Genomic DNA, 13,507 nt, shown 5'->3' on the forward strand with positions numbered 1-13,507 from the left:
GCACACCCCTCGCGAATACGCGTCCTCACCGCAGAGTCGATGGCGTGAAAGTGAGATGCAGTTCGTTGAGCCCACGCATGATGAACGTCGGCTCGTAGACGTAGCGGCGGTCACCGGCAGGGCCGTGATGGTCCTCGGACACCGCGATGTCGGTCATCCGGTCCAGGATCCGGTTCAGCGAGATACGCCCCTCCGCGCGCGCCAGCGGTGCCCCCGGGCACGAGTGCACGCCGCGGATGAACGCGATCTGTTCGCGCACATTCGGCCGGTCCGGACGGAACTCGTTCGGGGCGGGGAACTTTCGTTCGTCGCGGTTGCAGGCGCCGGGCAGCAGCATCACCGTCGTGCCGGCCGGCACCTTGACGTCACCGATGCTGGTGGTCGTGCGCGCCATCCGGAAGTGCGCCTTGACCGGGCTCTCCATCCGCAGCGTCTCCTCGAGGAACGCGGGGATCCTGCTGCGGTCCTCGCGCAGCGCGGTCTCGAATTCGTCGTTCTCGCCGATGACGCGCATCGCCGAACTGACCAGTTTCGTGGTGGTTTCGGTGCCCGCGGCGAACAGGAACGTCGACAGGTTCATCACGTCCTCGATGTCCGGCGTCGAACCGTCCTCGTATTTGGCCTGGGCCAGTTCGGTCAGCACGTCCTCGCGCGGGGCGCGCCGACGGTCCTCGATGTAGCCGTAGAACTTGTCGTTGAGCCACTGCAGCGGGTTGTGCGAGGTCGGCGCCTCCTTGCCCAGCTCCCCGACCGTCTCCAGCGCGAACGCGGCCTTGAACTCGTCGTGGTCTTCGGCGGGCACCCCCAGCAGGTCGGCGATCACCAGCAGTGAGAACGGTTTGGCGTAGTCGGCGAGGAACTCGCAGCTGCCCCGCTCGATGAACGTGTCGAGTTGCCGGTCGGCCAGGCGCCACATGAACTCCTCGTTCTCCTTGAGGCGCTTGGGCGTGATCAGCTTGTTCATCAGGCCGCGGGTGCGGGTGTGCAGCGGCGGGTCCTGCGAGGTGATGTGCTCGGCCATCGGCACCGCGTCGCGGTGTTGCTCGATCAGTTCGCTGACGTCGTCGCGGCCGTCGGGCCCGAACGGCATCCCCGAGAACGGGCCGGCCACCGACACACACGACGAGAACGCGGGGTCGCGGTAGACCGCCAACGCCTCGTCGTAGCCGGTGACCGCCAGCACGTTGAACGGGGTGGCCTCGGTCACCGGGCATTTCGCGCGCAGGTGATCGAAGTACGGGTACGGGTCGGGCACCAGCGTCGCGTCGGTGAAGAAGTCGACGGTGTCGAAGTCGGTCATGAGGCACCCCTCACGGTGTCGAAGGTGACGGGCAGGGCGGTCGGTGAGCGGAACACCTGACCGCGGATGAACGGGTCGCCGGAGGTGTCCAGCCGCAGGTTGGGCAGCCGGTCGAGCAGCAGGTTGACCGCCACCCGCATCTCCAGGCGCGCCAGGTGCATACCCAGGCACACGTGGACACCGTGGCCCCAGCCGATGTTCGGCTTGACATCGCGGAAGATGTTGAACCGGTCGGGATCCGAGAACCGCTCTTCCTGCCGGTTGGCCGCGCCCAGCACCGGCATCACCGAACACCCCGCCGGGATGTGCACACCGCCGAGCTCGGTGTCGCGGGTGGCCACCCGGGTGATCATGAGCAGCGGCGGCTCCCAGCGCACCGCCTCTTCGATCGCCTGCGGGATCAGTGACCGGTCGGCGCGCACCGCGTCGAGCTGGTCGGGGTCTGACAGCAGCCCGAACAACAGGTTTCCCAGCGACCGGTAGGTGGTCTCCACCCCGGCCGGCAGCAGGAGCCGGAGAAACGAGAAGATCTCCTCGTCGGACAGCTTCTCGCCGTCGATCTCGGCCGCGGCCAGGCCGCTGATCAGATCGTCGCGCGGATCCTGCCGGCGGGCGTTGAGGATCGGGCCGAGATAGTCGGCCAGCGCCTGCGACGCCTGCCGCCCGCGTTCGGGGTTGACGGTGAACGACAGCAGCGAGATCGACCATTTCTGGAACTGCGCGTAGTCCTCCTGCGGCAGCCCGAGCAGGCCGGCGATGATCAGCGTGGGGTACGGGAAGTTGAACTCCTTGACCAGATCGGCGCTACCGCGGCCGGCGAACCGGTCGATCAGCGCCGCACCGATCCGGGTGACCAGGTCGTCTTCCCAGCGGGCCAGCGCCTTCTGGGAGAACGCTTTCGAGATCAGCGCCCGGTGCCTACCGTGCTCGGGTTCGTCCATGCCGAGGATGACGTACTTGCCGAACACGTCGCCGAAGGCCTGGATGATGATCGACGACGAGAAGGTCTCGTTGTCGCGCAGCATCTGCTGGGCTTCCTCGTAGCGGTACACCATGAAGAGCGGTTTGCCCTCTTCGCCGGGAATCCCGGGGATCTCGATCTTCTGGACCGGCTCTTCGCGCCGGAGCCGGGCGAGTTCGGTGTAGGGGTCCCGGACGTCGCCGGAGACGAAATCGTCGAACTCCCCGAAGTCTTCGAGGTCGTCGAACAGCTGCTGCATGGCTTCCCTCTCAGGCCGGGTACGCGACGGACTTGATCTCGGTGTACTGGTCGAAACCGGCGGTGCCGTTCTGACGACCCACCCCGCTGGCCTTGTAACCCCCGAACGGGGTGTCGGCGCCGTAGCCTGCCGCGCCGTTGATGCCGAGGAAGCCGGCCCGCAGCCGGCGAGCGACCGCCAGGCCGTGCTCGATGGAGCCGGCGATGACGTTGCCCGCCAACCCGTATGGGCTGTCGTTGGCGATGCGCACCGCGTCGTCCTCGTCGGTGTACGGGATGACCGCCAGCACCGGACCGAAGATCTCCTCCTGCGCGATGGTCATCTTGTTGTCGACGTCGGCGAAAAGGGTTGGCCTGACATAGAACCCCTTGTCGAGCCCATCGGGTGGCTCGGCACCGCCGACGACCAGCCGTGCGCCCTCTTCGACACCCTTGTCGATGTAGCCGCGGATGCGGCCGCGCTGCTTGTCCGAGATCACCGGCCCGCACAAGGTGGCGGGGTCCTGCGGGTCGCCGGGGCGGACGCCCTCGTAGATGCCCTTGAGCATCTCGATGCCCTCGTCGTAGCGCGCCCGGGGCAGCAGCAACCGCGTCGGGTTGGCGCAGCCCTGCCCGGCGTGCATGCAGGGCGCGATGCCCATCATGCAGCCCAGCCCGAAGTCGGCGTCGTCGAGCACGATCGTCGCGGACTTGCCGCCGAGTTCGAGGAACAGCCGCTTCATGGTGGCCGCGCCCTTCTCCATGATGCGCTGCCCGACGACCGTGGATCCGGTGAACGAGATCAGGTCGACCTTCGGCGAGAGCGTGAGTTCCTCGCCGACGAAGTGGTCGGAGGCGGTGACGACGTTCACCACTCCCGCTGGGATGTCGGTCTTCTCGGCGATGAGCCGGCCGAGACGGGTGGCGTTGTAGGGCGTGTTGGGCGCCGGCTTCAGCACGACCGTGCACCCGGTCCCCAGCGCCTGGCCGATCTTCTGGATGGTGACCTCGAACGGGAAGTTCCACGGCACGATCGCGCCGACGACTCCCGCGGGTTCGCGCCACACCTTCCTGGTGGTGTTCATCCCGGTGACCGAGACGAAGGCGTCACCGAGCGGGGTCTCCCACGGGTATTCGTCGATCAGTTTGGCCGGATAGCGCAGCCCGTCGGCGAGCGGCGCATCGAGTTGCGGGCCGTGGGTGATGGCGCGCGGGCACCCGACCTCGAGGATCAGCTCTTCGCGCAGTTCCTCGCGTTCGTCTTCCAGTGCCTCCTGCAGTTGGAGAAGACAGCGCTGCCGGAACGCGTGATCGGTGGACCATGTGGTCTCGTCGAACGCGCGGCGCGCCGCGTCGATGGCCCGGTGCATGTCGGCTTTCGACGCGTCGGCGACCTCGCCGAGCGTCTCCTCGGTGGCCGGGTTGATGTTGGTGAAGGTACCGGCCTCACCGTCGACGAGCTTGCCGTCGATCAGCATCCTGGTCTCGAAGCGGGGCACGATGTCAGCCATTACTCTGTCCTCCCAGCGCACCGAAACGCGGTATCCCCATCATCAACCGGGTCATCTGGTGCAGCCCGGCGGCCGGTAGTAACCGGTTGGCGATCATCAGCATTCGCGCATCGGGGCCGACCGGTACTTTGACGAAGGGTTTGGTGCTCTCGAGCGCCTTACTCAGGCCGGCGGCGAACTTCTCCGGCGAGCGGGCGGCCATCCGCATCGCGGCCCTGCCCCGTTTGTCCATGGTGGCGTGGTGCGGTGCGTACACCCCGGCCAGGTCACGACAGTCCGTGGTGCCGGCGTCGGTGATGATCTCGGTGTCGTAGGTGCCGGTGACCAGGATCGTGACGCCGATCCCGAATGGCGCGACCTCGGCGGCCATCGCCTCACCCCACCGTTCCAGGGCGCCTTTGGCCGCTGAATAGGGTGCGGTAGCGGGCATTCCACGCACCCCGCCCTGACTGGACACCAGCACGATCCGTCCGCGTCCGGTCCGGCGCATCTCGGGCAGCAGGGCCTTGGTCAGCGCGACCGGGCCGAACACCGTCGTCGCGAACATCCGCTCCCAGAGGCTGGTCGGTGTCTCCTCCACCATGCCGGCCGCGGAGATACCGGCGTTGTGCACCAGGGCGTGGGGTGCGCCGACCGCCGCGGTGATCGTCTGGGCCGCGGTCTCGATCGAGCCGGTGTCGGTCAGGTCCAGGGTGACACCGGTCAACCGTGGATCGTCGTCGGCGGCGCCGGTCGCGTCGCGCAGCGCCTTCATCCCGGTGTCGACGGACCGCATCGCGGCCAGCACGTGCCACCCATTGCGGTACAGGTGGCAGGCTGAGGCGAATCCCAACCCGCGCGACGCGCCGGTGATCACGACGCTGCGCTGACTACCCATCCGCGGCCTCGGGGGCACACCGGTCGCTTCTGGCTCCGATCGCGACGTCGGGGCGGCCGTCGGGTTGCATGCTCATCCAGGTGGACCAGATGCCCGACGAGTAGGGGCCGGGGTGCCCGTTCTCTTCGTAGAAGCCCTGCGGGTCATAGACTTTCGCCTCGGGATACGGCCACGGGCAGGCCACCGACGTCGAGATTCGGGTCCACTTGAGGATCGCGAATCCGGTGCCGTAGGCGAAGTAGGCGACGTTGATGATCACGAACATCACCACGAACATGCCCAGCGCGGGTCGGCGGGCGAACAGCCGGGACCGCTGTGCCAGCTTCTCGGCCACCGTCCTTCCGGTGTCGTCGCGGTAGAGCAGCACACCGGCGGGGATCATCACGAAGGTGACCATCACGGTTTCCCAGATGAACGGGAACTGGTAGGTCTCGCCGACGAACACCGAGCCGAACGGCACCACCTGTGAGTAGATGTAGAAACCGGTGCGTACCAACGTGATTTCGAGCATCGCGTCGATGAGGATGCCCAGCGGCAGGATCAGCGCCGCCAGGCTGATCAGCGGGTGGCGCCACACGAACGAGTCGGGTGGCCGCTTGGCCTGCAGTTTGCGCAGGATCCAGATCGCCGGGAAGAACGGCCCGAGGTAGAACATGATGTAGCCGATCACCAGGAACGGCTCGACCGTCGGCGAGATCGACACCAGCGGCCAGTCTTCGGGCCAGTGCCACAGTTCGGGGTTGTACACCGCGAACGGCGACCAGTTCATGATCGGGTCCTGCCACACGATCAGCGTCGTGACGATGCCCATCAGCAGCACCGGATGCGCGCCGAGCCGGCGCCACGCGATCACGTACACGATCACAATGGCTGACATCGAGATGATCGTGAAGATCTGGAACAGGGTCAGCCAGTGGTCGAAGCCGAACAGCGGCTCCACCGGACGGGGTGCGCCTTCGACTTCGGGGTTGCGGATTCGCGGTGAGACGGCGCCCTTGCGGGCGTTGACCGCGATCAGCACGAGCAGGAACACCGCGACCGCGATCCACAGCGCGGCCCTCCACGACCCCTTCTTCGGTTCGGCGGCCTGCTCGGCGGGCGGTGTGGCTTCCTGGGTGGCCATCGCTCACTCCTCTCCGAAGCGGTCCACGAGATAGGAGGTGACGCCGTCGGCGTCGAGGCGGCGGGCCACGAGATACCCTGCGCCCATCCAGGCGCGGCGGGTCCAGTTGCCGAACGACACGCGGGTGCCCGGCGCCCCGGACGCGGCGGGCATCATCTTGACCCGCTCCAGCGCCTCCTTGATCCCGCGCGGGCTCAGCGGGTGCGCGTCGGCGCACGCCCGCAGCAGCGCCGAGGCGATGTCACAGTTGACCACCGGTACGCAGTACTGCGGGCGGCGACCGTATTTCGCCTCGTACTTGTCGAGGAACTGCTGGCCGACCGGGTTTCCCTCGTCGTACTGGTCGACACCCGTCCATCCCATGAACGCGTTCCACATGACCGGGTTCATCCACGCGTTCTGGAATGCGGTGCTGGTGAACCGCGGCGGATCCCAGTCCAGCGACTCGAGCGCGGTGTTGAGGAACACGATGCCGAAACCGAAACCGCAGTGCACCAACGCGTCGGGTTTGGCTTCGTGCATCGTGCGCACCGCCGCGGTGACGTCCTGGGCGGTCTGCGCCAGCGACGCTTCGGCGACGATGCGAATGTTCTTGCGCCGACACGCGGCCCGGAAGTTCCGCAGGTAGGTCTCACCGACCAGCGACTGCTCGATCAGCACACCGACCTGGCTGTGTCCGCCCTTGGCCAGCAGGTCGGCCCAGAATATCGGCTCGTCGGTCAGCGACCCCTGCGGGAACGCGAACGTCCACTCCCCGAGCCAGTCGTCGCTGCCCGAGACGCTCAGCGCGGGAACCTTGAAACGTTCCTCGATCGCCTCGCGGGTGGGGATGCAGTTGTCGCTGATGTTCGGCCCGAACACCGCCAGGCACCCCTCGTCGACGAGTTCGCCATAGGCGTCGATGACCTTCTTGACCGATCCCTTGGGCAGACCTTCGGCTTCGCGGTACACGATCTCGATGGGCCGGTCGATGATCCCCTGCTCGCGCGCCTCTTCGAAGATCAGGTGAAACGGGTTGAACAGGTCGTCCTTCATCTCCTGCGGATAGAACTCCGGCAGTTTGAAGTCCATCAGGTAGCCCAGTCTGATCGGCTCCGCAGTGCTCTCGTACGACATGCGACCTCCGTTGGCGGGCCGGGCTGCGACTGCCCAAACCTAATATTTGTTCAGACCCTAGCGAGCCGGTAGCCGAGCGTCAATCACTCGCCGGCCTGCTGATCAGCCAGATAGACCTCGATCATCTCCATCAACCCGCGGGTGACCGTCGAGTCGTCGGTGAGGGGGCCGGCGATGGCCGCGCGCGCCGCGTCGCGGGTGTCGAGACCCTCGGCGATCAGCCTGCCCGCGGCGATCAGCACCCGCGTGGAGGCGACTTCGCGCAGTCCCCCGGTCTCCAGCCGCCGGATCGCCTGGCCCAGCCGGACGAGCTCGGCCGCGCGGTCGGGTGCGATGCCGGCCTCGTTGGCGACGATCTTCTCCTCGATATCAGGTGTGGGGAAGCCGAATTCGATGGCGATCATGCGCTGGCGCGTGGAGTCCTTGAGGTCCTTCAGGACGCTCTGGTAGCCGGGGTTGTACGACATCACGAGGCCGAATCCCGGCGCCGCGTCGAGTGTCACACCCAAGCGCTCGATCGGGAGTTGGCGCCGGTGGTCGGCCAACGGGTGCAGCACGACGGTGGTGTCCTGGCGGGCCTCCACCACCTCGTCCAGATAGCAGATCGCGCCTTCGCGCACGGCGCGCGTCAGCGGCCCGTCGACCCACTCGGTTTCGCCGCCGCGCAGCAGGAACCGGCCGACCAGGTCCGCCGTCGTCAGATCGTCGTGACAGGACACGGTGACCAGCGGTCGACCCAGGTCGTGCGCCATCGCCTCGACGAACCGCGTCTTACCGCATCCGGTCGGACCCTTGAGCACGATCGAGAGCCCTTGACGGTAGGCAGCGGTGAAGACCTGCTCTTCGTTTCCGACGGGTACGTAGTACGGGCGGGTGGTCGTCACCGGTATCGGTTCCCCTCTGTGCGGGACGCTTTCGTGCAGCCTACGCGGAACAGATATTTGGTTCAAGGATCCTCACGAGATTTTCCGACGGAGGTCGGCACTGCGCAGAGCCGCGCGAAACAGCGGACCCACCACGTCGGCCAACTGACTCGGCTTGGGGATCGAGGCGTGCGCGGCGCTGCCGAACACGTTGGCCAACTCGCCGGTGTCGGTCGTCGCTCCGATCGTCAGGCACAGGCAGCCGATCCCCCGCCTGCGGGCTTCGGTCAGCGCGCGCCGGGCGTCCGCCGCACCGTAGACCCTCTCGTAACCGTGGTCGTAGGCCAGACCGTCGGAGAGCACCACCAGCAGCCGCCGCGTGGTGCCCGCCTTCTCGTCGAGCACCGAGGTGCCGTGCCGGATCGCCGCGCCCAGCCGCGAGTAGGCACTGGGCACCAACGCACTCAGCCGCCGCATCACCCGCACGTCCATACCGTCGTCGAACCGTTTGACCGGAAAGAGATTCACCGTTGCGCGGCCCTGCGACCGGAAGGCGTACAGCGCCACCCGGTCGCCGAGTTCGTGCAGCGCGATCGTCAGCGCCGCCGCTGTGGCGCGCTGCTGTTCGTGGATGTTGGGACCGAGGCTGCCGGCTTCGCCCGCCGAACCCGACACGTCCAGCAGCACCAGCACCGCGAGGTCGCGGCGCCGACGCAGGTTGTCGAGGTACACCGACTCGTCGGGCGCCGATCCGGCCAGCAGCTCCACCCTCGCCTCGACGGCGGCGTCGACGTCGATGTCGTCGCCCTGGGCCTGCCGGTGGCACCGGTCCAGCCCGATTCCCAGCCGGGTCAACGGCCGGCGCAGCGAATGGACATCCGGGCGGGTCAACGGTTTCGGGCCGAGGTCGGGCTCGATCTCGTGCACCGTGCACCAGTCCGGACGGTAGCGCTTGTGGTGGACATCCCATTCCGGATACTTGCGCCCGTCGGAGCCGTCGCGGTCGTCGTGCCCGTCGCCGGGTCCGGCGGCCACCGACGTCACCGGCCCGCCGCCCGACGTACCCCGACTCGACCGGTGGGTGGGACTGTCGGCTCCCGGGGTGCCACCGTCGCGGAGTTGGCGCACCGCGCTGAGCATGCGCTGCAACAGTTTTCCCAGCGTCCCGCCGCCACCGACCGGGCTCGAGAACAAGTCGATGACGTCCTCGCCGTCGTCGGCCTGCTCGTCGAGTTCGGCCAGGTCCTTGGCGAGGTCGTTGCGGGGCACGTGGGTGTCGCGGTGGCTGGCAGCAGCGTGCGCGGCCAGAAGCTGACGCGCCCTGATCACGCCGAAGCTGGCGGGCGGATCGGCGGGTCGATCCCTGCCGGAAGCCATCGCCAGGGATTCGGCCGGCGTGCCGACACGTGCGGTGATGTCGAGATCGATCAGCGACCGCACCCGGGCGGGCAGCAGCTCTTCGTTGACCGCCAGCGCGCGATGCCCCTCGACCGCGAGGTACCGACGCGCCAGCGCGGGTCGACGGCGCATCCGGCGGATGTGGTCGGGCTCCAGACCGCCAGCGGCCAGCAGTGACGCCTGCACCGCGACCGACTCGAGCTGGGCAGCACGGCTCGCCGAGCCGTCGATGAACACCGTGACACCGTCGGTCCACGCCGGCGAACCGGGCTCCGCCCCAGCCACCGCGACAGTGCGGCCCGCCAGCGCCGAGGCCAGCAACGCGAGCGGGTGCGCCCCGCGGCCGCTGTTCTGTGCCGACTCGTCCAGAGCACACCTCACTCGTTGACCAAATATCTGTTCCAACGTAGAGTCCCGCGCACTGACCCGTCAATCACCCGGAGGGAAGATGATCGACTTCAGTGGTCAGGTCGCGGTCGTCACCGGCGCGGGCCGCGGGCTGGGTCGGCACTACGCGCTCGAATTGGCAAGGCGCGGCGCGGCGGTGGTGGTCAACGATGTCGGAGCCACCATGGGCGGCGTCGGCGCCGACACCTTGGTCGCCGATCAGGTGGTCGACGAGATCACACACGCGGGCGGAACGGCGGTAGCCTCCTACGACTCGGTGGCCACGCCCGCCGGCGGTGAGGGGATCGTGGATACGGCGGTCGAACGTTTCGGCCGCCTCGACGCGGTGATCAGCAATGCCGGGATCTTCAGCGCGGTTCCGTTCGACGAACTCAGCTCGCACGACTGGCGGCACATGCTGTCGGTGCATCTCGACGGCGGGTTCCACCTCGCTCAGCCGGCGTTCCGGATCATGAAGGCCCAGCAGTACGGACGGTTCGTGTTCGTCGCTTCCTCGGCGGGAGCGTTCGGTCAGCATCTGGAGGCGCACTACGCCGCGGCCAAGGCCGGGCTGCTCGGGTTGACGAACGTCATCGCGTTGGAGGGCGCACCGCACGGGATCCTCGCCAACACCGTCCTGCCCTTCGGCATCTCCCGCATGGTCACCGAGACCTTGGGTGACCCCGCGGTCCTCGAGGAGAACGGGTTCTTCCGGGCGATCCGTCCCGAACTGGTCACGCCGCTGGTCGCATTTCTCGCGAGCCGGGAGTGCGCACTCACACACCACAACTTCTCGGCGTGCGCGGGCCGTTTCGCGCGGGTGTTCGTCGGGCTGGGTCGCGGTTGGATGGCCGACCCGGGCGACCGCGTCGACGCGGACGATATCGCGGCGCACCTCGACGAGATCACCGCCGCCGAGCCGTACATCATTCCCGGCTCGATCTACGACGAGGTCTTCGAAGTGACGCAGCGACTGGGCACCACCACCGGCTGAGGCCCGCGGCGGTCAGTCCCACACCACCGGGAGATGCTGCGGTGAGCGGAAGTAGGTGCCCGCCACGTACGGTGCCGGGGCGTCGGGGTCCAGCCGCAGACCCGGCAGCCGGTCGAACAGCGTGTTGAAGATCAGCATGCTCTCCAGGCGCGCCAGGTGCATACCGAGGCAGACATGTGCGCCGTGCCCGAACCCGATGTGCGGCTTACGGTCCCGGAAGATGTCGAATTGCTCGGGCCGGTCCCAGCGGGACTCGTCGTGGTTGGCGCTTCCGAGGTTGACCGCTACCGTCGATCCGGCCGGGATGGCGTGCCCGTAGAACTCGACGTCGTGGGTGGTCTCGCGCATGAAGTTCAACAGCGGGGTCTCCCAGCGGATCCCCTCTTCGATCGCCTGCGGCAACAGGGCGCGGTCGGCGATCACCGCTTCGAGTTGGTCCGGGTGGCCCAGCAGGCCGAGCGCCAGGCTCGCGGTCGACCGCGAAGTGGTCTCCGCACCGGCCGGGAGCAGATTGCGCATGAACCCGTAGATCTGCTCGTCGGACATCTGGACGCCGTCGATGTCGGCGGCGGCCAGCACGCTGACCATGTCGTCACGCGGGCTGCGCCTGCGGTCGGCGAGGATCCCGACGAAGTAGTCCTTCAGTTCGGCCGACGCCCGCAACGCGCTGTCCATGTCGGAGTGAAAGCCCAGCAGGTCGATGGCCAGCCGGTGGAACTCCGGCACATCGGACTCGGGCAGACCGAGCAGCGCGGCGATCACCCGCACCGGGATCGGCATGAACACCGTCTCGACGAGGTCAGCGCGCTTGTCGCCGCGGATCCGCTCGACTGTGCGTTGCACCAGCGGGCCCACCAACTCCGCTTCCCACCGTCGCATCGATGAACGCGCGAAGGCGAATTCGTGCAGACGGCGGTAAAGCCCGTGCTCGGGTTCCTGCATTTCGAGGATTGTCGGACCCTGCAACGGCCGCACGATCGCCTCGTAGCACCGCGTGCTGAATGTGATGTTGTCGGTGAACACCGCCTTCACCGCATCGAACGAGTACGCGGTGAAGATCTGCTGCCCTTCGGCGGGGTTGTCGAGGATGCCCATCTCCGGCCAACCCGGATGGACCGGTGCCTGCCGCCTGAGCCGGTCGAGCATCGGATACGGGCTGGCCTCACCGTCCGCGCCCATGCCTGCGTCGAAGCGAGCCTGGGCGTCCTTGACCCCCTGCGACAGTTTCTCGGTCATCGGCTACCGCCCCGTCGAGTTCATGCATCTCCCACACAGTCGATTTCGCCACCGACCTAACTTTTGTTCAGACCCTAACGGGGGGTGATCGGGGCGTCAATCGCCTGCACCCGCCGGTCAGACCGGAGAAAGGCGCGCTTCTGGTACCTTTGAACAAACGTTGGGTTTGTCCGGCGAACCAATACGGGAAGTGTGAGCGGTGGAGGTGTCGTGGGGCGCCCTCGGGTGACGCCGAAGTCCGGCCAGTCCTCGGCCGACGGCACACGCCGCACCGAGATCCTACAGACAGCCGCGCTGCTGATCGCGACATCCGGGCTGCGGACCTCGCTTCAGGAGATCGCCGACGCCGCCGGCATCCTGCCCGGCAGCCTCTACCACCACTTCGAATCCAAAGAGGCCATCCTCGTCGAACTGCTCCGGCGCTATCACGACGACCTCGACCGCATCGCCGGCCAGGCGATGGACCGGTTGGACGACGCGACATCGATGTCGGCGTTCGACCGGATCGTCGATCTGGGCTCGGAGATCGCGCAGTGCGCGGTCACCCACCGCGCGGCGCTGCAGATGACCTTCTACGAGGCCCCGACCTCCAACCCGGAACTGGCCGCACTGGCCCAGAAGCGCCCGTCGTCGATCCTGGAAGCGATGGTGCAGACGCTGCGCGCCGCGCGCTGGAGCGGCTATCTGCGCGCTGATGTGGATCTGCCGGTGCTCGCCGACCGGATCGTGCAGGCCATGCGCCAGGTCGGCCTGGACGTGATCCGCCACACCGCGAGCGCCGACAAGGTGGCCACGTTGATGTGCCGAATCCTGCTGGAGGGCTTGGCCACCGAGCCGCCGACCGATGCCGCGCTCAACGGTTCGGCGGCGTTCCGTGCGGCCGACGAGGTGGTGCGCTCGTGGGGCGAGGACGCACAGTCGGCGGCCGACGACAAGGCGGCTCATGTGCGCGCCGTCGCGCGCGCCGAGTTCGGCCGAAAAGGCTACGAGGTCACGACAATCCGTGATATCGCCTCGGCTGCGGGGTTGGGCACCGGGACGGTGTACCGGCTCATCGGCTCCAAAGAGGAACTGCTGGCCTCGATCATGCAGTCGTTCAGCGAGAAGATCGCAGGCATCGGATGGACCAATGTGCTGCGGTCGGACTCGACGCCGGTCGAGAAGCTCGACGCGCTGGCCTGGCTGCACACCAACGCGCTGGACCAGTTCGGCGACGAATTCCGGATCCAGCTGGCCTGGATGCGGCAGTCGCCGCCCGATACGCCGAACATCGCCTGGCTGTTCACCAAGCGGCTGCGCCAGATGAAATCGCTTCTGGTCGAGGGCCTGCGCTCCGGGGAGATCGCGATCGACAGCCCGTCGAACGAGGTCCTCGCCCGCTGCGTGCTCGGGGTGTCGTGGATACCGGAGAACATCTTGCACGACATCGGCATCGAGCGGTCGCTGGGTCACGTCCGCGACACGATGCTGCGCGGAGTGATCACCCGCGGGCAATGACGGGGCC

General features: G+C 67.6%; 11 protein-coding genes. 2 read left to right on the forward strand and 9 right to left on the reverse strand.

The window, feature by feature from the left end:
* Positions 1–25: 25 nt before the first annotated feature.
* From BHQ18_RS00710 to BHQ18_RS00745, 8 genes are all read right to left on the reverse strand, one after another.
* Positions 26–1,300, reverse strand: coding sequence for a cytochrome P450 (locus BHQ18_RS00710; protein ID WP_069411650.1), 1,275 nt, complete (start codon positions 1,298–1,300; stop codon positions 26–28).
* Positions 1,297–2,520 carry a cytochrome P450 gene (locus BHQ18_RS00715; protein ID WP_069411651.1) on the reverse strand — a complete coding sequence of 408 codons (1,224 nt, stop codon included), beginning with the start codon at positions 2,518–2,520 and terminating at the stop codon, positions 1,297–1,299. Before BHQ18_RS00715 ends, BHQ18_RS00710 begins: the two co-directional genes overlap by 4 nt.
* A gap of 10 nt (positions 2,521–2,530) precedes the next feature.
* Positions 2,531–3,976, reverse strand: coding sequence for an aldehyde dehydrogenase family protein (locus BHQ18_RS00720; RefSeq protein WP_109789164.1), 1,446 nt, complete (start codon positions 3,974–3,976; stop codon positions 2,531–2,533).
* A gap of 25 nt (positions 3,977–4,001) precedes the next feature.
* Complete coding sequence (locus BHQ18_RS00725) at positions 4,002–4,886, reverse strand: SDR family oxidoreductase (RefSeq protein ID WP_069411653.1); 885 nt, start codon at positions 4,884–4,886, stop codon at positions 4,002–4,004.
* Positions 4,879–6,009, reverse strand: coding sequence for a spirocyclase AveC family protein (locus tag BHQ18_RS00730; protein ID WP_069411654.1), 1,131 nt, complete (start codon positions 6,007–6,009; stop codon positions 4,879–4,881). The genes BHQ18_RS00725 and BHQ18_RS00730 overlap by 8 nt, the downstream gene beginning before the upstream one ends.
* Before the next feature lie 3 nt (positions 6,010–6,012).
* Entirely contained in the window at positions 6,013–7,125 is a 1,113-nt protein-coding gene (locus tag BHQ18_RS00735) for an ABC transporter substrate-binding protein (protein WP_069411655.1), read from the reverse strand.
* 83 nt (positions 7,126–7,208) lie between these two features.
* Positions 7,209–8,015, reverse strand: coding sequence for a CbbQ/NirQ/NorQ/GpvN family protein (locus BHQ18_RS00740; protein WP_084293834.1), 807 nt, complete (start codon positions 8,013–8,015; stop codon positions 7,209–7,211).
* Positions 8,016–8,081: 66 nt separating this feature from the next.
* Entirely contained in the window at positions 8,082–9,767 is a 1,686-nt protein-coding gene (locus BHQ18_RS00745; RefSeq protein WP_069411656.1) for a nitric oxide reductase activation protein NorD, read from the reverse strand.
* A 67-nt stretch (positions 9,768–9,834) separates the two neighbouring features.
* On the opposite strand from BHQ18_RS00745, the gene BHQ18_RS00750 reads away from it, so the two are divergent.
* Positions 9,835–10,767: an SDR family NAD(P)-dependent oxidoreductase gene (locus BHQ18_RS00750; RefSeq protein WP_069411657.1), complete on the forward strand. Its 933-nt coding sequence runs from the start codon at positions 9,835–9,837 to the stop codon at positions 10,765–10,767.
* Positions 10,768–10,779: 12 nt separating this feature from the next.
* Here BHQ18_RS00750 and BHQ18_RS00755 read toward each other — a convergent pair whose 3' ends face one another.
* Positions 10,780–12,003 (reverse strand): cytochrome P450, encoded by a 1,224-nt coding sequence (locus tag BHQ18_RS00755; RefSeq protein ID WP_069411658.1) that lies wholly within the window; start codon positions 12,001–12,003, stop codon positions 10,780–10,782.
* Positions 12,004–12,213: 210 nt separating this feature from the next.
* On the opposite strand from BHQ18_RS00755, the gene BHQ18_RS00760 reads away from it, so the two are divergent.
* On the forward strand, positions 12,214–13,500 hold the full coding sequence (locus tag BHQ18_RS00760) for a TetR/AcrR family transcriptional regulator (protein ID WP_069411659.1): 1,287 nt from the start codon (positions 12,214–12,216) through the stop codon (positions 13,498–13,500).
* The last annotated feature ends 7 nt before the right edge of the window (positions 13,501–13,507 follow it).

Origin of the sequence: Mycolicibacterium flavescens (assembly GCF_001722335.1) — a bacterium.
Lineage (GTDB): Bacteria > Actinomycetota > Actinomycetes > Mycobacteriales > Mycobacteriaceae > Mycobacterium > Mycobacterium flavescens.